The sequence below is a fragment of the Flavobacterium agrisoli genome (assembly GCF_016522065.1).
Classification (GTDB): domain Bacteria; phylum Bacteroidota; class Bacteroidia; order Flavobacteriales; family Flavobacteriaceae; genus Flavobacterium; species Flavobacterium agrisoli.
On sequence record NZ_JAEHFV010000006.1, the window covers coordinates 206444 to 231228 of the forward strand.

Annotated in this window: 14 protein-coding genes; all 14 read left to right on the top strand. The window is 37.2% G+C overall.

What is annotated here, in order from left to right; all coding sequences use genetic code 11:
- The first annotated feature begins 19 nt into the window (after positions 1 to 19).
- The 14 genes from I5M07_RS13710 (at position 20) to I5M07_RS13775 (ending at position 24658) form a co-directional block, all read left to right on the top strand.
- Positions 20 to 1984, top strand: coding sequence for a RagB/SusD family nutrient uptake outer membrane protein (locus tag I5M07_RS13710; protein WP_200107017.1), 1965 nt, complete (start codon positions 20 to 22; stop codon positions 1982 to 1984).
- A 109-nt stretch (positions 1985 to 2093) separates the two neighbouring features.
- Positions 2094 to 3785 carry a polysaccharide lyase gene (locus I5M07_RS13715; RefSeq protein ID WP_233622067.1) on the top strand — a complete coding sequence of 564 codons (1692 nt, stop codon included), beginning with the start codon at positions 2094 to 2096 and terminating at the stop codon, positions 3783 to 3785.
- Positions 3786 to 3866: 81 nt separating this feature from the next.
- Positions 3867 to 4538, top strand: coding sequence for a DUF3826 domain-containing protein (locus tag I5M07_RS13720; RefSeq protein WP_233622068.1), 672 nt, complete (start codon positions 3867 to 3869; stop codon positions 4536 to 4538).
- 30 nt (positions 4539 to 4568) lie between these two features.
- On the top strand, positions 4569 to 6257 hold the full coding sequence (locus I5M07_RS13725; RefSeq protein WP_233622069.1) for a polysaccharide lyase: 1689 nt from the start codon (positions 4569 to 4571) through the stop codon (positions 6255 to 6257).
- 95 nt (positions 6258 to 6352) lie between these two features.
- The gene (locus tag I5M07_RS13730) at positions 6353 to 9505 is read left to right on the top strand and encodes a DUF6298 domain-containing protein (RefSeq protein ID WP_200107019.1); all 3153 of its coding nucleotides are present in this window, start codon (positions 6353 to 6355) and stop codon (positions 9503 to 9505) included.
- Positions 9506 to 9639: 134 nt separating this feature from the next.
- A complete protein-coding gene (locus tag I5M07_RS13735; protein WP_200107020.1) occupies positions 9640 to 11028 on the top strand; it encodes a glycoside hydrolase family 140 protein in 1389 nt (462 codons plus the stop codon).
- An 87-nt stretch (positions 11029 to 11115) separates the two neighbouring features.
- A complete protein-coding gene (locus tag I5M07_RS13740; protein ID WP_200107021.1) occupies positions 11116 to 12690 on the top strand; it encodes a glycoside hydrolase family 28 protein in 1575 nt (524 codons plus the stop codon).
- A gap of 17 nt (positions 12691 to 12707) precedes the next feature.
- Positions 12708 to 13625 carry a glycoside hydrolase family 43 protein gene (locus tag I5M07_RS13745; protein ID WP_200107022.1) on the top strand — a complete coding sequence of 306 codons (918 nt, stop codon included), beginning with the start codon at positions 12708 to 12710 and terminating at the stop codon, positions 13623 to 13625.
- Between the two features lie 5 nt (positions 13626 to 13630).
- Positions 13631 to 15505 (top strand): exo-alpha-sialidase, encoded by a 1875-nt coding sequence (locus tag I5M07_RS13750; protein WP_200107023.1) that lies wholly within the window; start codon positions 13631 to 13633, stop codon positions 15503 to 15505.
- Between the two features lie 14 nt (positions 15506 to 15519).
- On the top strand, positions 15520 to 15987 hold the full coding sequence (locus tag I5M07_RS13755) for a hypothetical protein (RefSeq protein ID WP_200107024.1): 468 nt from the start codon (positions 15520 to 15522) through the stop codon (positions 15985 to 15987).
- 59 nt (positions 15988 to 16046) lie between these two features.
- Positions 16047 to 18842 (top strand): glycoside hydrolase family 78 protein, encoded by a 2796-nt coding sequence (locus I5M07_RS13760; RefSeq protein ID WP_200107025.1) that lies wholly within the window; start codon positions 16047 to 16049, stop codon positions 18840 to 18842.
- Positions 18839 to 20266, top strand: a complete 1428-nt coding sequence (locus I5M07_RS13765; RefSeq protein ID WP_200107026.1) for an acetylxylan esterase — start codon at positions 18839 to 18841, stop codon at positions 20264 to 20266. The genes I5M07_RS13760 and I5M07_RS13765 overlap by 4 nt, the downstream gene beginning before the upstream one ends.
- Positions 20267 to 20352: 86 nt before the next feature.
- Positions 20353 to 22818, top strand: coding sequence for a glycoside hydrolase family 95 protein (locus I5M07_RS13770; RefSeq protein ID WP_200107027.1), 2466 nt, complete (start codon positions 20353 to 20355; stop codon positions 22816 to 22818).
- Between the two features lie 274 nt (positions 22819 to 23092).
- On the top strand, positions 23093 to 24658 hold the full coding sequence (locus tag I5M07_RS13775; RefSeq protein ID WP_200107028.1) for an MGH1-like glycoside hydrolase domain-containing protein: 1566 nt from the start codon (positions 23093 to 23095) through the stop codon (positions 24656 to 24658).
- The last annotated feature ends 127 nt before the right edge of the window (positions 24659 to 24785 follow it).

The window sequence follows — 24785 nt, forward strand, 5'->3', positions numbered from 1 at the left end:
TTTTAATTATTACAAAATCATGAAATTTAATATAAAATCAATTTTAACACTAGCCATGGCAGCTGTACTAAGTGCTTCATGTAGTGATAATTTTCTAGAAGAGAAAAAAAACTATAACCAAACCGACGATTCTTTCTATGAAAGTCAAGAACAAACCGGATGGTATGTAAATAATTTGTATTACGATTTTTTCTCGGCATATAAATCGCCTACTCTTAATACAACGGGATTGTATAATGATACCAATTCAAGATTAACCGAAGAAATTGGAGGAGTTTATGATTTGACAAATCCGCAATTAACTTTGGTGAATTCAGTCGATGGTTCAGGTTACTACGGTAAGTCCTTATCTGATAAAACTCAAAATGATCCGTACAACCGTATTAGAGATTGTAATAGTTTTTTAGCAGAAATTGACGTGAAAGGGGCTGATCTAGACCAGACTTTTCGTAATCGATGTAAAGGACAGGTATATTATTTAAGAGCGCTTCAATATTATGATTTGATGCGTGTTTATGGTGGTGTACCTATTGTTACTACTGTTGAAAATGCAGTATCTAATGACGAAGCAATTAAATTGCCAAGAGCTTCTGTAACAGAGGTTGTAAATCAAATTATAGCTGATTTAGACATGGCTGCTTCCTTATTGCCTGGTAAATGGGATTCTACAGATTATGGACGCTTTACAAAAGGTGCTGCTTTAGCCCAAAAGTCTAGAGTATTATTAACGTATGCTAGTCCACTGTTTAACAAAAATTGGGACTCTTCAACAGAGCGTTGGGAAAAAGCTTTAGCGGCTGGTTTAGCTGCCGAAAATCAATTAACTGCTGATGGTTATGGCTTGTATGGTAATTCTGCTAAGCAATGGCAAGATATGTTTGTAATTGATAATGCTTTTTGTCCTGAAGCAATTACGGTTCAATTAATGGGTACAGGTAATACAAATGTTTACTTAAACAATTCTTGGGAAAAAACAATCCGTTTAGTTTCTCAAGGTGGTACGGGAGCCTTAGAAGCTCCAAAAGAAATGATTGATTTGTTTCCTATGGCCGATGGATCAAAACCTACAAGTGCCAATCAATATGATCCTTTTTTGTTCTTCAAAAATCGTGATCCACGTTTTTATAGAACCTTTGCTTTTTCGGGTATGAAATGGGGATATAAAGAAAATGCGAATAGTGTAGCTTGGTCTTACCGTTGGTTAGATGCTAGTGGTAAAGCAAATTTTAGTGATAATAATCAAGAAAACAGTCCTGCCTATGTTCGTAAAATGACCAATGTTGCAGTTACAAATGCGAATTCTTATCAATATTCGGGTACTGATATTTTTGAGTATCGATATGCAGAATTGCTGTTAAATATAGCCGAATGTTATGCCGCATTGGGTAATACAGCGAGTACAATATCTTATCTTGGAAAAATTAGAAACCGAGTAGGAATTCCTTCTGCCAATAATTATGGTATAGGAACATTAGCCGATAAATATGCTGCAATAGCGGCTTGTTTATACGAACGTCAAATTGAATTAGCTTATGAAGGAAAGCGTTTTTATGATGTACAACGTTGGATGTTATATAGTGATGAAGCAGTTAATGGTGTGGTTAATAACACTTGCGCAAAATTAGGATTAACTCCGATTAATGGTACAAAACGTACCGGACATTATTTGCAGTACAAAAATGTAGCCACAGCAACTGATCCTTTAACAGCTGCAAGAGCTTCAATAAGTGTTGATCCAGATTCTGCTAATTTTCAAACACAATTGAATACGTTAGCTGCCTTTTACACAACTAATTTTGTTTTAGCTGATTTAGTAACACCAATGGATAATGTTAATAAGACAGAGGTAACCATTAAATTTAATCCTAATTATTATATAATGGGATTGAATTCAGAAGCTTTAACACAAAACCCATGGTTAAAGCAGACAATAGGTTGGAATGATGCATCCAATGCTCAAGGAATCTATAATTACCAAGAATAATTTTTTTACTTAATAATAAACCAACTCACCTGTTCTCCCTAAGAGACAGGTGATTTGGTTATAAAATGCCACAATAATGAAAATTTCTATGAAAAATTGCTCTTTGAAAATGATGTTATTAGTAGGATTAGGGATGAGCAGTTCCATGCTTTTTGCCCAATACCCGAAAATTTCGCCAGAAGTAAAAGCAAGAGAAGACTCAATTAAAGCTGCGGCTGAAAAATTGTCTAATGAAGCTTGGGAAAAAGCAAAAGTAATTGTCGAACAAGAAGCGAGTCAGGGTAAGCCCTATATTCCGTGGGCATCTAGACCTACCGATTTGCCACAAGCGTCTATTCCTGCTTTTCCAGGTGCTGAAGGAGGAGGAATGTACAGCTTTGGCGGTCGAGGCGGTAAAGTAATTACCGTTACCAGTTTGGAGGATCGCGGTACGGGAACCTTACGCGAAGCTTTAGAAACAGGTGGAGCCCGTATAATAGTGTTTAATGTTTCGGGAATTATCAAATTAAATAGTCCTTTAATTGTTCGCGCGCCTTATGTAACTATTGCAGGTCAAACCGCTCCTGGCGATGGAATTTGTGTGGCTGGTGAAACCATTTGGGTCGATACGCACGATGTTGTAATTCGTCACATGCGTTTTCGTCGTGGCGAAACTTTCGTAGGCCGTCGTGATGATGCTATCGGAGGAAATCCTGTAGGAAACATCATTATGGATCACGTTTCGGGTACTTGGGGATTAGATGAAAACATGTCTTTTTACCGTCATATGTATAATGATGGTATGCCAGGTTCTAAAGACCAAAAATTACCAACGGTTAATGTAACCATTCAGAATAGTTTATTTGCCGAAGGATTAGATACTTACAACCATGCCTTTGGAAGTACTTTAGGCGGCGAAAATTGCTCTTTTTTACGCAATTTATGGTCTTCTAATACCGGAAGAAATCCATCTATTGGCTGGAACGGAATTTTCAACTTTGTAAATAATGTTATTTTTAATTGGTACAATCGTTCTATTGATGGGGGTGACTATACAGCCAAATACAACATCATTAATAACTATTTCAAACCAGGTCCAGTAACCAATTTAAACGAACCAATTAGTTACCGTATTTTAAAACCAGAATCGGGCAGAAGTAAGTTGCCTTATTTGGTTTTTGGTAGAGCGTATGTTAACGGAAATGTGGTGGAAGGAAACAAAAAAGTATCCAAAGACAACTGGGATGGTGGTGTACAGATGGAAAATAAAAAAGGTGAATTAATGAGTTTTGAAGAAGCTTCCACTTATTTCCCTAAAATGAGAGTCAACGAGCCAATGCCAATGCCGTGGTTTGATAAAATTATGAGTGCCGAAGAATCATACGATTATGTGCTTAAAAATGCAGGAGCGACTTTGCCATTAAGAGACCAAGTAGACAGCCGAATTGTACGTGTGGTAAAAACCGGAAAACCAGAGTATATTGAAGGTTTAGATCCGAGTTCTTTTTATCAATTTGAACACCGTCGTTTAGGGCAGGATTCGTATAAGTTAGGAATTATTACAGATATTTCTCAAGTGGGCGGTTATCCAGAATACAAAGGAACGCCTTATACCGATTCGGATAAAGACGGTTTGCCAGATGCTTACGAGAAAAAACACAAATTAAATCCAAATGATGCGTCGGATGCGACTATCGATTCGGATAATGATGGTTACACGAATATCGAAGAATACATTAACGGTACCGATCCTAAAAAGAAGACCGATTGGACAGATTTGAAAAACAATCGCGATACGTTAACAAAATCATTGCTTAATTAATTTATTAAGTTCTATTTGCTGCATTCTTACTTCATTTTTTGGTGAAGTAAGAATGTTTTTTTAAAATTTACAAACCCCTACATGATGTTACTAAAAAAAATAACGCTAATCGGATTGTTTATGCTAGCAGCAATTCCCGCAATGGCACAGCAAAATTTGGATCCAGAATATATAAAAGTTACCGAAGAACGTGCGGCCAAAATTGTCGATAAACTGGACTTACACGATACTAAAACTCAAAAAGAAGTCACGCAAACCATTGCCGAACAATATCAAAATTTGAGTCGTATTCAAGAAAAAAAAGAGGCAGATGTAAAAGAGATAATGGCTTCTGCTCTTAACGAAGAAGATCAAAAAGCAAAAGTTGAAAAAATTACTGCTAAATCAGATAAGTCAATTACCAAATTACACAAATCTTATTTGAAAAAATTAGGTAAAAATTTAAATGAAGACCAAATTACCGCTGTAAAAGACGGCATGACCTACAATGTTATGCCCAATACTTATGCGGCCTTTCAGGATATGATTCCCAATTTAACCGCACCTCAAAAAAAATACATTTACGATGCATTGGTCGAAGCTCGTGAACATGCTATGGATGCTGGAACATCTAAAGAAAAACACGCTTGGTTTGGTAAATATAAAGGGCGTATCAACAATTATTTGTCAAAAGAAGGTTACGATTTAAATAAAGAAAGTACCGATTGGCACAAACGCTTGGAAGAAAAAGAAAAGAATAAAACAAAGGAATAATTTTTGTTCTATTAACTAAAAAGCAATCTTATGAAATATTCTTTTCTGCCTAAAAAAATAACCACCTTTTCTTTTTTCATCTTTTCTATTGCACTTTTTGCACAATATCCCGAAATTCCTAAAGAATCACAGGATAAAACAGATGCTATGATGAAATCCGAAAGTGCGCGCTTGGATGAAATTTGGAAAGACAACGAACACATTATTAAAGCCGAAGCCTTACAAGGGCGACCTTATGTGCCTTGGGCTGCCGTTCCAACCGATTTAGTATTTGCAGATATTCCTGCATTTCCGGGAGCTATGGGAGGCGGTGCGCAAACACCCGGTGGTCGTGGTGGTAAAATTTTTGTGGTGACTAGTTTGGAAGATAGCGGAAAAGGAACTTTTCGAGAAGCGCTAGAATCTGTTGGAGCTAGAACCGTAGTTTTTAATGTTTCGGGAATTATTCAACTTAAAAAACCAATTACCGTTCGGGCGCCTTATATTACCATTGCAGGTCAAACCGCTCCGGGTGACGGAATTTGTATTGCGGGCGAATCCGTTTTATTGGATACGCATGATATCATCATTCGTTACCTTCGTTTTCGTCGTGGTGCAACTGATGTTACGCGTCGCGATGATGCCTTAGGAGGAAATGTTATCGGAAATGTAATTATTGATCATTGTTCGTTGAGTTGGGGATTAGACGAAAATATTTCGTTATATCGTCATCAATTTCAAGTGAATGAAAAATCAAAATTAGAAAAATTGCCTGCTGTTAATGTCACCATACAAAATACGATTTCTTCAGAAGGATTGGATACATACAATCACGCTTTTGGGAGTACTATTGGAGGTTTGAATAGTATGTTTATTCGCAATTTATGGGCCGATAATATTTCGAGAAATGCTTCTGTTGGAATGTTCGGAAGTTTTAACTTTGTTAATAATGTGATTTTCAATTGGTGGAACCGTACCCTTGATGGAGGGGACTATCGTTCGCAATACAACATCATCAACAATTATTTCAAACCGGGTCCTATTACGCCAATCGATCAGCCAATTCGATACAGAATCATCAAGCCAGAATCAGGTTACATCAGCCCCAAACAATTTGGAAAAGCTTATGTTGACGGAAATTTTATCGTGAATTCTCCTGAAGTAACGGCAGATAATTGGAACGGTGGTGTGCAATTGGAAGATTTATCGCCTGAGGCAACCCAAGATTTTTTAGCCCAAATCAAACAAAACAAAGCATTCAAAATGCCTCCTGTTTCTATCATGAAAGCAGAGCAAGCGTATGACTATGTTTTGGAAAATGTGGGTGCTACTTTACCAAAACGTGATGGTGTTGACGAAAGAATCCTAAAACAGGTTCGTACCGGAAAAATCGAGGTGAAAGACGGTTTGGAAAATACAATTGGTAAGGAATTTATTAAAAGAAGATTACCTGCCGATTCTTATAAAAAAGGAATCATCACTCATCCTGATCAAGTAGGCGGTTATCCGGAATACAAAGGAAAAGCCTATAAAGATTTGGATAATGACGGAATACCGGATGCTTGGGAAAAGAAATTCGGTTTAAATCCAAACGATGCTTCCGATGCAAATAAAGATATGAACGGCGATGGTTATACTAATATCGAGAAATATTTTAACGGAATTGATCCAACGCAAAAAGTTGATTGGACCAAAACAGAAAATAATACAGATCCGTTGAAAAAGGCATTATTGCAGTAAGTATAGAGCTTAGAGAATAGAGACAAGAAGCAAGATATTTGATATGAATTTAAACGATTGCTTCTTGTCTCTATCTTCTAAAAAATAAAAATAGAATGAACTTCAATTACTTTAAAAATAGAATCGCTCTTCAAAAAGATAAAATAATTTTGTCTGGTTTTGTGCTGCTTTTTAGCATTCAAATAGGAACTTCTCAAAACACATTTCCCGATATTACAAAAACCAAAGAAGGAAAGTTAGAACGTACAGCCGATGCAAAAGGAAACCAAATTCCTGATTTTTCTTTTGCGGGTTATAGGGCTTCTACTGTTGCTCTCCCCGATGTGGGTATAAAAACTTTTGTACCGCATATTTCGGGAGATGCAACCGCTACGATTCAGGCTGCTGTGGATTATGTTTCTAAATTAAAAGCGGATAAAAACGGTTTTAAAGGAACGGTTCTTTTGGATAAAGGTGTTTTCAAAGTTTCGGGCGAAATTATTTTGAAAGAAACTGGAGTTGTACTTAGAGGAAGCGGTTCAGGAACTAACGGAACGACTCTTTTAGGTACTTCTATAAATCGAAAAGCGATTGTCAATATCACTGGAATTAATAATCGAGTTTTTAAAGATTCAGTTGGTTTAGCCAATAATTTTACTCCGTTGGGAGCCATGCAGCTTTCGGTTAAAAATGCAGCAAAATTTAAAAAAGGCGATCATGTTGTAATCAATACGCCCATCGCTAAAAATTGGATTGAACTTTTAGGAACTGCCGATTTTGGTGGTGAAAGTGGATGGATTGGATGGAAAGCAGATGATTTTATTATCCGTGCCGATCGTGAAATCACGGCTGTTGAAGGAAATAAAATTACGCTAGATGCGCCTTTAACTAATGCATTAGACGAAGAATTATCCAAATCGACTGTTGTTTCGTATGATTGGGCTGGCCGAATTAATAGCATCGGAATCGAAAATTTGACCTTAAAATCAGTTTATGATACCACAAATCCAAAAGACGAGCAACACCGTTGGTACGGAATTTCGATAGAAAATGCGGAAGATATTTGGGTACGTCAGGTTAATTTTGAACAGTTTGCTGGAGGAGCGGTTTCTATTTTAAAAACGGCCAAAAGAATTACGGTTGAAGATTGTTTGGCATTGAACCCCATTTCAGAAATTGCAGCTTTTAGAAGAAATACTTTTTATACGGAAGGACAACAAACTTTATTTCAACGTTGTTATTCGGAGTTTGGGTATAATGATTTTGTGGTTGGAGGATATGCTACGGCAGGACCAAATGTTTTCTTGCAATGCGAATCACATTTGCCATTTAGTTTTAGTGGTTCCGTTGGAAGTTGGGCAACGGGAATTCTATTTGATGTTACTTCAATTGATGGAAATGCCATTAGTTTCAAAAACAAAGAACAAGATGCCAGAGGCCTTGGGTGGAATGTTGCCAATAGCGTAATTTGGGAAACGTCGGCCTCGAAAATTGAAAATTATAATCCACCAACCGCCAACAACTGGGCTTTTGGTGTTTGGGCGCAATGGGCAGGAAACGGACATTGGAAAGATGTAAATAACCATATCAGTCCGAGAAGTTTGTTTTATGCTTTATTGGAACAGCGTTTGGGTAAATTGCCAATGCAACCGCAAATTTTGGATTTAGGTTCAGAGCCATCATCGAGTCCAACCTTAGAACAAGCAGCCGAATTAACTGCTCAGGCTTATAAATTAAACGAAACATTAAAAGAGTTTATTGAAAAAGCATCTGTTCGAAATCCGATTTCGATTGACTATAAAAAAGCCAAACGCATTTCTGAGGTAAAACCCAAAGAAGAATCGCTAAATTCTGAAAATAAAATGGGTATTAAAAACGGATGGCTAGTTGCTTCAAAAGGAGTAATTACGGGAGAAGTGATTGATGTACCTTGGTGGCGCGGTAGTTTACGCGAATCGGAAATTGCCAAATCAAGACCTCATATTACGCGTTTTGTTCCCGGACATTATGGATTGGGTTACACGGATAATCTGGAAGAAACGGTGAATTATTTAGTCGAAAATAATAAATCGGCAATCGATCATAATTACGGATTGTGGTACGAACAACGCATGGCCGATCACGAGCGTATTCGCCGAATTGATGCCGATGTTTGGGCTCCTTTTTACGAACAGCCTTTCGACCGAAGTGGACAAGGAACCGCTTGGGATCATTTAAGTAAATACGATTTAACCCATTACAATGCCTTTTATTGGAACCGATTGAAAACTTTTGCCGAATTAGCCGCTCAAAAAGACAAAGTGTTATTAAACGAAGCTTATTTTCAGCACAATATTTTAGAAGCGGGAGCTCACTGGGCAAGTTCGCCTTGGCGTCCTGCGAATAACATCAATACAACCGGTTTGCCGGAACCTCCACCTTATGCGGGTGATAAAAGGATTTTCTTAGCAGAACAATTTTATGATGTAAAAAATGAGAATATCCGAAAACTACATGTTGCTTTTATCGAGAAAAATTTAGAGAATTTCAAAGACAACGCAAACGTTCTGCAACTAACAAGTGCCGAATATACCGGGCCTTTGTCTTTCATGGAATTCTGGATTGATGTTATCGCGAACTACGAAAAGGCGAATAAAAACGAATCTAAAATTGCGTTGAGCGCCACCAAAGATGTTCAGGATGCTATTCTGAATGATGCTTCAAGAGCCAAAATCGTTGATGTAATCGATATTCGTTATTGGTATTATAAGGAGGACGGAAGTTTATACGCACCCGAAGGTGGAAAAAACTTGGCTCCGCGGCAGCACGCGAGAAAGATGAAAACCGGAAAAGAAACGCTTGAACAAACCTATCGTGCCGTTCGAGAATACCGAGAAAAATATCCTGAAAAGGCTGTTATTTATTCTACAATGGGATCACCACGATTTGGATGGGCTGTTTTAATGGCGGGAGGTTCTTTGTCAAATGTTCCAAAAATTTCAATTACAGGGTTTTATCAATCACTTGAAAAAATGACGTGTAAAATTAACACTTCTTATACTGATTCGGTATGGAAATTGCAGGATGAAGGCAAAAGTTATCTTTTTTATAAAAACAAAAATGAAGATTTTTCAATTGATTTAAACCATTACAAAGGGATATTCGAAGTTTTTGCTATTAATGCCGAAACAGGAAAAGCAATGCAATTGGAAGACATAAAAGGAGGGAGTTCAGTAGATTTTCCAACTTCTTTAACGAATGAAAAAGTACTTTTTGTTGTGAAAAAATAAAAAAATAAATAAGTCTGCTCCCGATAGCTATCGGGACTGCGTGCAAAATTATAATACACAGTCTAGAAATAAATCATTTTAATCATTCTAAATCTGTGGCAAAAGAAAAAAACATAATTCAAAATAAATATAAAATGAACCTGAAATCCATTTTCGCCTTGTGTATAAGCTTTGTGTTGACTGCACAAACTGGTTTTTCGCAATCCAAGAATTTGCCAAAATTAAGAGTATCAGAGAACAAACATTATTTGGTTACCGAAGACGGAAAACCATTCTTTTGGCTGGGTGATACAGGCTGGTTAGCATTTAGTAAACTGGATAGAGAAGGTGTGAATAAATATTTTGAGGATCGAAAAGCCAAGGGTTTCAATGTAGTTCAGGTTATGGTTTTGCATAATTTGAATGCAGTAAATGTCTACGGTGATCAAGCATTAATGAATGATAATGTGGCCGATCAAATTACATCACCGGGTAATGATCCGAATGATGCATCGGAATATGATTATTGGGATCATATCGATTATACTTTGGATATGGCTCAAAAAAACGGAATTTACGTTGCGATGGTTCCGGTTTGGGGAACTAATGTTTCTAAAGGCGATAAGGTAAGTAAAGAACAAGCGACTAAATACGCAAAGTTTTTGGCCGACCGATACAAAAAGAGAACCAATATCATTTGGTTAAATGGAGGCGATACCAAAGGAAACGAATTTCAGGATATTTGGAATGCCATTGGAAACACCATTAAAAAGTCAAATCCAGATCAGTTAATGACTTTTCACCCATTTGGTAGAACCGATTCTTCAGAGAATTTTCATAATGCAAGTTGGCTGGATTTTAATATGTTCCAATCCGGACATAAAACTTATGCTCAGGAAACGGATCCTACCGCTTTTAAAGAAGACAATTACAAATTTGTGTTGAGAGATTGGGATTTAAAACCGACTAAACCAACTTTGGACGGAGAACCATCTTATGAAGGAATTCCTCATGGTTTACACGATACTTTACAGCCAAAATGGAATGCAAATGATGTGCGTCGTTACGGCTATTGGTCGGTACTTTCGGGTGGTGCGGGTTATACTTATGGACATAGTGCCGTAATGCAATTTTTCAGAAAAGGGGATAAGCCAGCCTACGGAAATAAAGTGTTTTGGTACGATGCTATCAATGATACTGGAGCCGGACAAATGATTTACATCAAAAAATTAATGGAAGAGTTTCCTTTTACCGAAGGTATTGCCGATGTTTCATTAATTGCCAACCAAGGTGAAAAATATGATTATGTACCTGTTTTTAAAGGAAAAAATTATGCGTTACTATATACCTACAACGGAAGAAAATTGAAAGTGAACTTGGGGAAAATTTCAGGTAATAAAGTAACTGCAACCTGGTATAACCCAAAAAATGGAGAAAAAACAACCATTGGAACTTTTGATAATAAAGGAGCAAAAGAATTTCAACCTTCTGGGAAAAAAGAAGACGGAAACGACTGGGTTTTAATTTTAACATCAAATAAATAAAAAATATTTCTCGCAGATTTTGCAGATCAAGCAGATAAAAAATCCCGCACAATCTGCTAAATCTGCGAGAGCCAAAAATTAAACACAATGAAAATCAAAAGCATCATAATAATTCTTTTCTTCATCACCGGACTCAACAGTGCTTTCGCAAATGATGGTTGGATTAATATTTTGAACGAAGGCGGAAACAATAAAGGGAAATTGTGTACTTCGGCTATTCAAAAAGCCATTGAAAAAGCTTCAAAAAATGGAGGAGGAACAATATTTTTCCCGGCAGGAGAATATTTGACAGGACCAATTGTTTTAAAAAGCAATATTACGATTCACTTGGATTCGGGCGCTTTATTAAAGTTCTCTCAGAATTTTGACGACTATTTACCTTTTGTAGAAATGCGTTACGAAGGAATTGTGATGCAAACATTCTCGCCTTTATTTTATGCGAAAAATGTTGAAAATATTGCTATTACCGGGCGTGGAATTATTGACGGGCAAGGTAAAGCTTGGTGGGAAGAAGTGTACCGAATTGAATCGGCTAAAGAACCACTGCCGTTAACCAAATGGCAAAAAATGTGGGTAGAGCAAAACCAAAACATCCAATATGAAGCTTATTACAAAAGAACTATCGATAAAAAGTTTTTCCGTCCGGCTTTTTTTCAGGCTTTCGAATGTAAGAACATTTTAATTGAAGGAGTTACTTTTAAAAACTCTCCTTTCTGGACCGTAAATCCTGTGTTTTGTGATAACGTTACCATCAATGGAATTACGATCAACAATCCATATTCGCCAAATACTGACGGAATCAATCCATCTTCTTGTACGAACGTACATATTTCAAATTCGCACATCAGTGTTGGTGATGATTGTATTACTATTAAATCTGGGCGTGATGCCGATGGGCGAAAATATAACCGTCCGACTGAAAATGTTACGATTACCAATTGTACCATGTTAAGTGGTCATGGAGGTGTAGTAATTGGAAGTGAAATGTCGGGAAGCATCCGAAAAATTACTATTTCTAACTGTATTTTTGATGGAACTGATCGTGGAATCCGAATGAAAGCAGCTCGCGGTCGTGGTGGAGTTGTTGAAGAAATTCGTGTGGATAATATCGTGATGAAAAACATCAAAAAAGAAGCCATTGTATTGGATTTGTTTTATGATAAAGGAACGAAAGAAGAACCTGTTTCAGAACGTACACCAATTTTTAGAAACATTCACATGAGTAACATTACTGGTTCTGAAGTAAATCAAGCGGGTGTAGTCTGGGGAATTACCGAAATGCCTGTGCAAAATGTTACTTTTTCTAACATCAACATGGATGCTAAAGAAGGTTTCACCGTGGCGGTTACCGATGGAATCGAATTTCACGACGTAAAAATCAATACAACCATTGGTTCCTCATTCAAAATTACAGATACCAAAAACATCATTTTAGACAATGTAGGTTCGAATAGCCCATTGAAAGATAAGGCAGTTATACAGTTAGAAAACGTTTCAAATGCAATGATATCAAACAATTTTCCGTTTAACACAACCGATGTTTTTATTGAAGCTGATGGAAAAAATACGCAAAATGTATTTTTGAAAAACAATGTTTTTAATAATGTGAAAACGCCGGTAAAAAAAGGAAGTACATTAGCTAAAAATGCATTTGTAGAATAATTGATTTATTTATTATAATGAAAAAAATAGTCATTATACTCACACTTTTACTTTCTGCAGTTAGCTATTCCCAGAAAAAGAAAGAGCTGTATCTTTTTACTTCTTTTCGTGAACCGGCTACCGAAGGTTTGTATCTGGCTTACAGCGAAGACGGCTACAACTGGAAAGGTCTGGAAGGTTCATTCTTAAAACCTGAAATCGGAGCCAGCAAAATTATGCGTGATCCGTCCATCACAAAAGGTGCAGATGGAACCTATCACATGGTTTGGACAACGGATTGGAAAGGCGGAAATGGTTTTGGTTATGCCAATTCCAAAGATTTAATGCATTGGTCGGAGCAACAATATATTCCGGTGATGAAGCATGAACCCGAAGTGGTAAACGTGTGGGCACCCGAAATTTTTTATGATGATGTCAAAAAAGAATACATCATTATCTGGGCTTCGACAATTCCTTTTCGATTCGAAAAAGGAGTAGAAGATGAGAAAAACAACCACCGAATGTATTATGTAACGACTAAGGATTTCAAAACCTTTTCGGATACTAAATTGTACTATGATCCAGGCTTTAGCGTCATTGATTGTGTGATTGTCAAAAAAGGGAAAAAGGTTTATGTTTTGGTTTTAAAAGACAACACCAGACCCAATAGAAAGATAGAAGTAGCATTCGGTAAAACGCCTTTAGGACCATTCGGAAAAAGATCGGAACCTTTAACCGAATATTTATCAGAAGGACCTACAGTGGTAAAGGTGGGTAAAAACTGGTTGTTGTATTATGACAATTATGGATCCAAAAATTACAAAGCGTTAAGCACGACTGATTTTGTGCATTTTGAAGATGTTTCTTCTAAAATATCGCTTCCACAAGGACACAAACACGGAACGATTACCACAATTTCCGAAGAAGTTTTAAAAGGATTATTAGAGAAAAAATAATAATAATGATTGCATTTCAAGACATAAAACAAAACATTGCAACGGCATCAGCTATTTTGTTGACTTGTGGAGCCGTAAACTCTGTAATGGCACAAAATGATACCGTTCGTTACGTTGGCAAAACACTTTCAAACGTTGATTACCATCATGGGCAATTGGCTCCAGCGGTAGGAGTTCACGCTACACAAATTATGCGTGCCAGCCGTGAAAATCCCGAAAAAGCAGACGGTTTTGGATGGACATACAACCACCAACCGATGATGGCGTATTGGAATAATACTTTTTATTTACATTATTTGAGTGATCCTTCGGGAGAGCATATTCCGCCAAGCCAGACATTGATTTTGTCATCAAAAGATGGAGAAAATTGGACTAAACCTCAGGTGATTTTTCCAATTTATCACATTCCCGACGGCTGGAAAAAAGAAGGTGTTGAAGGCGTTGCTAAAAATCTGGATGCCATTATGCACCAACGTATGGGCTTTTATACGTCTTCGGATAAAAAGTTATACGCTTTGGGGTATTACGGAATTGCGATGGACGAAAAAGACGATCCAAACGATGGAAAAGGAATTGGTCGTGTGATTCGTGAGGTTCGTAAAGATGGAAGTTTTGGACCAATTTATTTCATTCGTTACAATAAAACCTGGGACAAATCGAAATCGGCATTTCCATTTTATACCCAATCAAAAGATAAATTTTTGAAAAAAGCCTGCGAAGAGATTTTGTCTAAACCGTTAATCATGCAGCAATGGGTAGAAGAAGCTGATCGTGATGATGAATTAATTCCGTTGCAAAAGCCATACAAAGCCTTTAGTTATTATCATTTGCCAAACGGAAATGTAGTGGGTTTATGGAAACACGCTTTGACTTCATTGAGTAAAGATGGTGGAAAATCTTGGGAGTATATGCCGTTGCGCGCACCTGGTTTTGTAAACAGTAATGCCAAAATTTGGGGACAAAAAACTTCGGATAACCGTTACGCAACGATTTATAATCCTTCAGAATACCGTTGGCCGTTGGCGATTTCGACTTCTGATGATGGAATCAATTATAAAGATTTATTGTTGGTTCACGGCGAAGTGAGCCCAATGCGTTACGGAGGAAATTACAAATCTGCGGGACCACAATATCCTCGCGGAATAACCGAAAATAATGGAACACCACCGGACGGAAAACTTTGGGTTTCTTATAGTGTCAACAAAGAAGATATTTGGGTGGCTTCAGTGCCAGTGCCTGTGGAAAGTACTGTGAAAGACAATGTAAATGATGTTTTTAGCAATTTACCAAATGGCGAAGAATTAAAACTATGGAATACCTACAACTTATCTTGGGCTTCTGCCAAAATCGAAAAGAAAGACGATGGCAAAAAATGGCTGACGTTGCGTGATAAAGATTTATTTGATTATTCAAGAGTAGAACGTGTGATTCCTTTTGCTGAAAAAATGGAGGCGACTTTTACCGTGAAACCAGAACAAAATAATCATGGTTTGTTGCAAATTGAGTTCCAAAATCGACAAGGTTTACCTGCAGTGCGATTGGTGTTTGATTCGGAAGGACAAATTAAAGTAAAAAATGGAGCGCGTCATAGCTCAATTGCTAAATATGAGGCTGGAAAAGAATACACCATCACAGTTAATTTGGATGTTAAAATGCGTACTTACATCGTAAAAGTAAATAACGGTGAAGAATCAAGACGTATTTTTTATGCTCCTGTTGATGGTTTTGAACGTATAATGTTCCGCACAGGTGAACAACGTTATACGCCAAATCCAGATACTGAACCTGATACCGAAGATTATGACGATTTAAAAAATACCGGAATGGAAATTCCTGAAGCGGTGTTTAATATTAAATCGTTGGTGACGAAGAAATTGTAAAATTGAAAGATTTAATGATTGAAATAGTAAAAGCGATGGAGAAACTTAAAAAGGTTGCCAATCTTTATTTTATAACTGGAATTGTTTTGACTTTATACACTTTAATTAGTCAGAATGACCAAAGTTTGAATATTCATGACACTTATTTTGTTTTATTGCCATCAACTTTTGCAATTGCAACCGTATTTATTTTTCTTTTAATCGGACTTATTCTTTTGGTTGTTGATCAATTTATCAAATATAAATTCAAGATTTTTCAATTTCTGATGTTTAGTATCCCGTTCGTTTATTTTATTTTTTCTGATATAATAAATCGCAATAATCCAGGATATTATTTGTCGCATCCAATAACTTTTGAGTGGGAAGTCGTATATATTCCAGTTACAATGTTTTTTATTTTTTTGATGAGTCTTTTACTTCTAATTGTATTTATAATTTACAGTGTATTTAAAATATTCGAAAAGAAGAAATTGCAGTGGTAATACGAAAGTGTAAAAAATATAATCTGCGTAAATCTGTCAAATCTGCGTGCAAAAACAATATGAAAAATTTTAAAAACCTATTTTTTCTTTTAACATTATTCGTTTCATTATCAACTTTTGGACAAGTTACCGTTCAAAAATTGACTTGCGAACGAATGATAAATTCATTGGCTATAAATCCGAATCAGGTTCGGTTTAGCTGGCAATTAAATGCTTCTAAAGAAAAAGTAATTCAAAAAAATTATCAGATTTTGGTAGCTACTTCTGCCGAAAAATTAAAGCAAAATCAAGGGGATATTTGGGATAGCGGTCGAGTAAAATCAGCGCAAAGTCAGTTGGTAAATTATACCGGGAAACAATTGGCTTTTGGTCAAAAATATTTCTGGAAAGTGAAAATTTGGGATAATTCCAATATCGAATCCAGTTGGAGTGATTCGGCATTTTTCAGAACTATTCCTGAAGCTGCAACTTTAAAACCAACTTGGATTGGAGCGATTACCAAAGCCGATAGCCATTTGCCAGAAGGTAGAAATATGCATACGGCAACTTTTAAAAGAGAGAAAAAATTAGCCATAATTAATGCTTCGGATTCCTTGTCACGCAGAAGTATTTTGTTGCGTAAACCTTTTTCGGTAAACAAAGAAATCAAAGAAGCGGTGATTTATGTTTCGGGTTTAGGGCAATATGAATTGTCTATTAACGGAAAAAAAATTGGGAACAGTGTTTTTGCGCCTTTGTGGACAGATTATGATAAATCGGTAAATTTTAATACTTACGAACTTACTGCTTCTGATTTACAGCAGGGCGAAAATGCCATTGGCGTTTGGTTGGGGAACGGAATGTACAACACCGTAGCCGATCGTTACACTAAATTTTATGTGAGTTTTGGACCTCCGACTTTATTTTTGAAAATGAAAATCACTTATAAAGACGGTTCTGAGGAGATTATAAAATCAGATGAAAGTTGGAAATATAGCAAAAGCCCGATTACGTACAACAGCATTTTTGGAGGCGAAGATTACAATGCCAAATTTGAACAAAAAGGTTGGAATGATAAAGGATTTAATGATTCGGATTGGAAAAAAGTAGTAGTTCAGAAAGCACCAAAGGGCGTTTTGAGAGCGCAAACGGCAACACCGATTATCGTTCAAAAACAATACGATGTTAAAGAAGCAAAAGAGCTGAAACCTAATTTTTACATTTTTAATATGGGGCAAAATCTTTCGGGATTTCCAACGGTTAAAGTGAAAGGAAAAAAAGGACAAAGCGTTCGTATGTGGGTGGGCGAAAGTTTGAATGATGACGGAACGGTAAGTCAGGGGAAAACGGGTAAACCGTATTATTTTGATTATGTTTTGAAAGGCGAAGGAACAGAAGAATGGACACCGAAATTTAGTTATTACGGGTATCAATACGTGCAAATTGAGAACATCAATTACAAAGAAGCTAAAAACAATGAACTTCCAACAGTTGTCGATTTAAAATCAAATTTCATTTACAATTCGGCTGGAGAAGCGGGAAGTTTTGAATCGTCAAGTGAGCTTTTTAACCAAACACATTGGTTAATCAATAATGCGATAAAAAGTAACTTCCAATCCGTTTTGACCGATTGTCCGCAACGTGAAAAATTAGGTTGGTTAGAAGAAATTCATTTGAACGGACCTGGTTTGATGTTTAATTACAATATGGAGGGGTACTTTCCAGCAACGATGCAAAACATCGCCGATTCACAACGTGACGGATTAATTCCTTCAATTGTTCCGGAGTATGTGATTTTTGGTGGTGATTTTACCGATTCGCCAGAGTGGGGAATTACGGGTGTGATGTTGCCTTGGATGTATTACGAATATTATGGCGATGATTCCTTATTGAAAAAGTATTATCCGGTAATGAAAAAATACGTGGATTATTTAGGAACCAAAGCAACAAATCATATTGTTTCGCATGGTTTAGGCGATTGGTACGATTATGGCGATCATCCTGCGGGCTATTCTAAAAACAGTCCGATTGCACTTTCGGCGACTTCACATTACTATTATGCGGCATTTTTGGTAGCCAAAGCAGCAAAGTTTTTGGATCAAAAATCGGATGTTTCTAAATACGAGACACTTTCAAAAGATATTAAGAATGCTTTCAACCGCGAGTTTTTCAATCCACAAACTAAACAATACGGAACTGGAAGTCAGTTTAGCAATGCGGTGGCTATTTATATGAATTTGGTTAACCCGGAAGATAAAGATGCCGTGATGCAAAATTTATTAGCCGATATCAAAGCCAAAGGCGATAGATTGTCAACTGGTGATGTGGGGAATCGTTATTTATTTCAAGCATTGGCGCTAAACGGTCAAAATGAAACGATGTACAAAATCAATAATCATTATGATGCGCCGGGTTATGGTTTTCAGATAAAATTTGGCTTGACTACTTTAACCGAGCAATGGGATCCGCGCAAAGGAAATTCGTGGAATCACTTTATGATGGGGCAAATTGAAGAATGGTTTTATCAAAGTTTGGCTGGAATTCGATTGGATGAAAAACAACCTGGATTCAAACATTTTTTCTTAGCTCCGGAAATTGTTGGCGATATGACTTTTGTGAAAGCCAATTACGAGTCGGTTTATGGAAACATTCATTCGGAGTGGCATAAATCGGATAAAACAATCAAGTTCCAATTTGAAATTCCTGTCAATACATCGGCTACAATTCAATTGCCAATTACAGAAAAATCGAAAGTGAAAGTAAACGGAAACGTTTTCAAAAAAATGAAATTTGATTCAAAAGTGAATAAAATGGTTTTTGAATTGCCTTCCGGAAAATATAGAATTGAAAGTGAATTGAAAATAAATAAAAAATGAAAATAGTGAACGTACATAAAATGATAATGTTGTTGTTTGTTTTTGTGGTGACACAATTGCGAGCGCAAACTTCAGATACCAATTACAAAGCAACTTTGCAGGAAACGGTGCAACGCATTGAATCTATTTTTAAAATAAAAGTCGTTGACGACCGCGGATTGTTGAAAGACAAAACCCTGGATTATGGATTATGGAGAATTGAACCTGGGAATCTGGAAGTTTCGTTAACCAAAGTGCTTACACCATTTGAGTTGATGTATTTTAAACAACCTGATGGTACGTACCAAATTAGAAAATACGAACATCATAAAATTTCGGTAGATCAGGCAAGCGAAAACTTAAAATATTTAGTCGATTTGTATCCCACAAAAGCACAATGGGAAACACGCAAAGCCGAATTACAAGCCTGTATGCGAACTTCATTAGGGTTAGACAAAGCTCCAGCGATGCCTAAATCAAAACCGATTTTGACACCCATTCGCAAATACAAAAATTATTCGGTAGAGAATATTGCGTTAGAAATCCTGCCGGGAGTTTATACCACTGGGTCAATTTACAAACCGTTTCCGTTGCCAAAAAAAGCGGCGGTTGTGGTAACTCCAAACGGACATTTTGGTGATGGAAGATATCGAAAAGATGAACAATATCGTTGTGCAATGTTGGCGCAAATGGGAGCAATCGTGGTTAATTTTGATTTGTTTGCTTGGGGAGAATCCTTATTGCAATTCCCTTCAGAAACCCACCGAAACAGTATTGCAGCGACCATTCAGGCTTTAAGCGGAATGCGTTTGCTGGATTATGTTTCCACTCTCAAATATGCCGATATGAGCCGAGTAGGGGTTACGGGCGGTTCAGGAGGTGGTTCACACACGATGTTTTTAGCTGCTTTAGATTCAAGAATTACGGTTTCGGTTCCCGTGGTGATGGTTTCTTCTCATTTTTCGGGAGGTTGTCCTTGCGAAAGTGGTCGTGGGATTCACTTATGTGGCAACGGAACGAACAATGCAGAAGTAGCGGCAATGGCAGCACCAAATCCGCAGTTGGTAATTTCCGATGGAAAAGATTGGACTTTGGCGGTGCCGCAATTGGAGTTTCCTTTTATTCAAAGAACGTATGAATTGTATGGTAAAAAGAATTTGGTCGAAAATGCCCATTTTCCAACCGAAGGGCATGATTATGGTTTGTCAAAACGAATGGCAATGTATCCGTTTATGGCCAAATATTTAGGATTGGATTTAAAAAAAGTACAAAATTCGAAAGGCGAAATTGATGAGTCATCGGTAGTAATTGAACCGTATGAAAAACTATATGTTTTTGGTAATAAAGCTGAAAATTTACCTAAAAATGCTTTAAAAGACATCAACAAATTATATGAAATGTTCGGCGAAAAAAACGAGAAGTTGCCAGAAGTTAAGAAGAATTAAGTACAAAGAATCAAGTATTAAGACAAACAGAAAGAAAAAAATCTGTTCCCGATAGTTATCGGGACTGCGTGAGAAAAAATAAAAATATGAAGTTAAAAAGTAAAATTACAGCAATCTGTTTCGGAATCGTTTCATTTGCCACAACAGCGCAATCAAAATCCGATTTAAAACTTTGGTACAACAAACCTGCTGCAATCTGGAATGAAGCTTTGCCTTTAGGAAACGGTCGTTTGGGGGCGATGGTTTTTGGAGATCCGTCTGTTGAGCGTTTGCAATTGAACGAAGAAACTATTTGGGCAGGTTCGCCAAATACCAATGCACACGATAAATCAATCGCGGCTTTGCCTGTGGTTCGAAAATTAATTTTTGAAGGCAAATACAAAGAAGCACAAGATTTAGCAACCAAAGATATTATGTCGCAAACCAATGACGGTATGGCGTATCAAACTTTTGGAAGCGTTTACATTTCGTTCAACGGGCATAACGATTATAAAAACTATTATCGCGATTTAGATATCAGTAATGCAACAGCATCGGTACTATATGAAGTGGATGGTGTTACGTATAAAAGAGAAGTGTTGACTGCTTTTGCAGATCAGGTTATTGCTGTAAAATTAACGGCGAGTCAAGCCGGAAAAATCAGTTGTAATGTGATGATGAATTCCCCAATTGATAAAACCACTTCTTTCTCGGATAACAACGAAATTGTAATGACGGGAACCGGAACCAATTTTGAAGGCGTAAAAGGGAAAGTGAAGTTTGAAGGTCGTTTGGCAGTTCAGAATAAAGGTGGAAAAGTAACCTCTAAAAATGGTATTTTAAGCATCAACGGAGCTGATGAAGCTACTTTGTACATTTCGATTGCAACTAATTTTGTTGATTATAAAACTTTAGACGAAAATCAATCGGTGAAATGTAAAACGTATTTGGAGAAAGCATTGCCAAAAGATTTTTCAACGATAAAAAACAATCACGTAGCTTTTTATCAAAAATACTTTAATCGCGTGAGTTTGGATTTGGGTTCAAATGAAAATGTGAAGAAACCTACCGATGAACGAATTCGTGATTTCAAAAAAGAATTTGATCCGCAATTGGCAAGTTTGTATTTTCAGTTTGGACGTTACTTGCTGATTTCTTCTTCGCAACCGGGCGGCCAACCAGCCAATTTACAAGGAATTTGGAACGATATGGTTTCGCCACCTTGGGACAGTAAATACACGACCAACATCAACGCTGAGATGAATTACTGGCCGGCTGAGGTTACCAATCTTTCGGAGATGCACGAGCCTTTTATCCAGATGGCAAAAGAGTTGAGTATAACGGGCGCTGAAACAGCAAAAACAATGTACAATGCCCGAGGTTGGGTATTGCATCACAATACCGATATATGGCGTGTGACTGCTCCTGTAGATCAGGCGGCTTCAGGGATGTGGCCAACAGGTGGTGCCTGGGTTTGTCAGGATTTGTGGGAACGTTATTTGTATTCAGGTGATAAAAAATATTTAGCAGAAATCTATCCTGTGATGAAAGGCGCAGCACAGTTCTTTTTGGATTTTATGATTCAAGACCCAAATACCGGTTATTTGGTGGTAGTGCCTTCGTCTTCGCCTGAAAATACCCATGCGGCAGAAGATGGAAAATCAACGATTGCATCAGGAACGACTATGGATAATCAGTTGGTTTTTGATTTGTTTACGCACGTGATGGAAGCGTCAAAACTAGTTGCCCCAGATGAAATTTTTACAAAAGAATTAAGCACTGCTTTGGCAAAAATGCCTCCGATGAAAGTGGGTAAACACAATCAGTTGCAAGAGTGGCAAGAAGATTGGGATGATCCAAAAGACAATCACCGACACGTTTCGCATTTGTATGGCTTGTTTCCGAGCAACCAAATTTCGCCAATAAAAACCCCTGAGTTATTTGAAGCAGCAAAGCAATCTTTGATTTACAGAACCGACGAATCTACGGGTTGGTCAATGGGTTGGAAAGTAAATTTATGGGCGCGTTTATTAGACGGAAATCATGCGTATAAATTGATTCAGGATCAATTACATTTAGTAACCGCCGATCAACGTAAAGGTGGTGGAACCTATCCGAATATGCTCGATGCACACCAACCGTTTCAAATTGACGGAAACTTTGGTTGTACCGCCGGAATCGCCGAAATGTTGATGCAATCACAAGAAGACGCCATTCACTTGTTGCCAGCTTTGCCAACGGTTTGGAAAAGCGGTTCTATAAAAGGATTGGTAGCCCGTGGTGGATTTGTAATTGATATGGAATGGAAAAACAATAAAGTTTCGACTTTAAAAATTTATTCAAAATTAGGAGGAAACTGCCGTTTGAAATTAGAAAATACCTTGAAAGGAGATAAAGGAATTTCTCTTAAAAAAGCAAAAGGTAAAAATTCAAATCCGTTGTTTTATGATGTGGAAGTGAAGAAACCGATTGTTTCAAAAGAAGCGAAATTGCCTAAAGTACAATTACCAAAGTACAATGAATACGATGTGGAAATGAAAGCTGGGCAGACGTATAGTTTTTTCGGAAATTAATTTGATTATTGATAACTAAGTTTTAGTTGTCAGTTCGAGCGCAGTCGAGAACCGAGCGCAGTTGAAAACACTAACAGCATCTCGACTGCGCTCGATGTGACAGAAAAAAGAAAATATTCTGGGTATAGAAGTGGAATAAATGTGATTGTCGGTCCGCGTGAGTGATGGCAGTGGAGCTCTTTTTTTGAGAGGCTTTTTCAGCCGAACAAAAAAAAGCGGGAACGTACAGCACGACCCGGAGGGGCACGCCCAAAAAAATAAAATAAATTTGAATATGTTATACCAATTTAAATATAAAATAATCGCTTTAGGAATTGCAATTGCAACGTTAAGCAGTTGTAAATCGACTTCGGTTTCGTCTAAAGGCGGAAAAGGAGTGGTTTTGCAAAGTCAAAATTACAAGCATTATGTGGATTATTTCAACACGATGGAGGACGAGAATCTGAAATTTGCGATTCCGAATGACAGTTCTTGGGCTTGGATGGAAAAGAATATTCCGTTGTTTGAATGTCCGCAACAAAATTTTGAAGAAATCTACTATTACCGTTGGTGGACAGCTCGAAAACATATCAAAGAAACACCGCAAGGTTATGCTATTACCGAGTTTTTAGTAGATCGTTCGTATGCCGATAAATACAATTTGATTGCTTGTGCGGTGGGACATCATATTAATGAATTTCGTTGGGTACACGACCCGAAATACATTGAACAGGATGTGAAGATTTGGTACCGTGGTAATGAAGGAAAACCAATGAACAAGTTGTATAAATTCAGCAGTTGGACGGCGGATGCTTTGTACAACAGTTATTTGGTGAATAAGGATGAGAAATTCTTGTTGGATATGTATCCAGACATGATTACGGATTATGCGGTTTGGGAAAAAGACCGTCAGCGTAAAGATGGTTTGTTTTGGCAACACGATGTAAAAGATGGTATGGAAGAATCGCTGAGCGGTGGAAGAAAAGTGCAAAATGCAAGACCAACCATCAACAGTTATATGTACGGAAATGCGATGGCAATTGCTGAAATGGCTTCGTTGAAAGGTGACAAAGAAGTGGAGGCTAAATTTAAGGTCAAAGCCGATGTTTTGCAAGAATTGGTGGAAACCAAATTGTGGAATTCGAAAAGTGAATTCTTTGAAACCTTTACCCAGAAAGATACCTTGGCAGAGGTGAGAGAAGCCATTGGATTTATTCCGTGGTATTTTAATTTGCCAACTAAAAACAAAGGTTTTGAAAAAGCTTGGCTACAGGTCAAAGATGAAAATGGGTTTTCGGCTCCTTTTGGTTTGACAACGGCAGAAAGAAGAAGTCCGCGTTTTAGAACTCACGGAACCGGAACTTGTGAGTGGGATGGAGCGATTTGGCCGTTTGCTACTTCGCAAACTTTGACGGCTATGGCAAATGTGTTAAATAATTATTCGCAAAATGAAGTTTCAAACGAAGATTATTTCAAACAAATGAATTTGTACGTGGAGTCGCAGTATTATCGAGGCAGACCGTACATCGGTGAATATTTAGATGAAACTACCGGTTATTGGCTGATGGGTGACAGAGAACGAAGCCGTTATTACAATCACTCGACTTTTAACGATTTGATGATTACGGGATTGGTAGGTTTACGTCCAAGAGCCGATGAAAAAATTGAAGTAAATCCGTTGATTCCTCAAGATAAATGGGATTGGTTTTGTTTGGATAGTGTGTTGTATCACGGCAATATCATTACGATTCTTTGGGATAAAACCGGAGAGAAATACGGTAAAGGCAAAGGGTTTAGGATTTTCAAAAACGGAAAGGAAATTGCGGTTTCAGAAAAATTGGAGAGGTTGATTTCGAAATAAAAAATTAACCGCAAGGAACTCAAAGAAATAAATTTTTATGTTTTTTAAAATCGCAAAGTCCGCAAAGCTTTGTGAACTTTGCGTAGACCTTTGCGCTCTTTGCGGTTAAAAGTTGACAATAATATAA

Coding starts and splice junctions, on each gene's coding strand:
- I5M07_RS13770 (WP_200107027.1), top strand. CDS start 20,353: ATGAAGTTAAAAAGTAAAATTACAGCAATCTGTTTCGGAATCGTTTCA.
- I5M07_RS13740 (WP_200107021.1), top strand. CDS start 11,116: ATGAAAATCAAAAGCATCATAATAATTCTTTTCTTCATCACCGGACTC.
- I5M07_RS13735 (WP_200107020.1), top strand. CDS start 9,640: ATGAACCTGAAATCCATTTTCGCCTTGTGTATAAGCTTTGTGTTGACT.
- I5M07_RS13725 (WP_233622069.1), top strand. CDS start 4,569: ATGAAATATTCTTTTCTGCCTAAAAAAATAACCACCTTTTCTTTTTTC.
- I5M07_RS13750 (WP_200107023.1), top strand. CDS start 13,631: ATGATTGCATTTCAAGACATAAAACAAAACATTGCAACGGCATCAGCT.
- I5M07_RS13755 (WP_200107024.1), top strand. CDS start 15,520: ATGATTGAAATAGTAAAAGCGATGGAGAAACTTAAAAAGGTTGCCAAT.
- I5M07_RS13765 (WP_200107026.1), top strand. CDS start 18,839: ATGAAAATAGTGAACGTACATAAAATGATAATGTTGTTGTTTGTTTTT.
- I5M07_RS13710 (WP_200107017.1), top strand. CDS start 20: ATGAAATTTAATATAAAATCAATTTTAACACTAGCCATGGCAGCTGTA.
- I5M07_RS13775 (WP_200107028.1), top strand. CDS start 23,093: ATGTTATACCAATTTAAATATAAAATAATCGCTTTAGGAATTGCAATT.
- I5M07_RS13760 (WP_200107025.1), top strand. CDS start 16,047: ATGAAAAATTTTAAAAACCTATTTTTTCTTTTAACATTATTCGTTTCA.
- I5M07_RS13715 (WP_233622067.1), top strand. CDS start 2,094: ATGATGTTATTAGTAGGATTAGGGATGAGCAGTTCCATGCTTTTTGCC.
- I5M07_RS13720 (WP_233622068.1), top strand. CDS start 3,867: ATGATGTTACTAAAAAAAATAACGCTAATCGGATTGTTTATGCTAGCA.
- I5M07_RS13730 (WP_200107019.1), top strand. CDS start 6,353: ATGAACTTCAATTACTTTAAAAATAGAATCGCTCTTCAAAAAGATAAA.
- I5M07_RS13745 (WP_200107022.1), top strand. CDS start 12,708: ATGAAAAAAATAGTCATTATACTCACACTTTTACTTTCTGCAGTTAGC.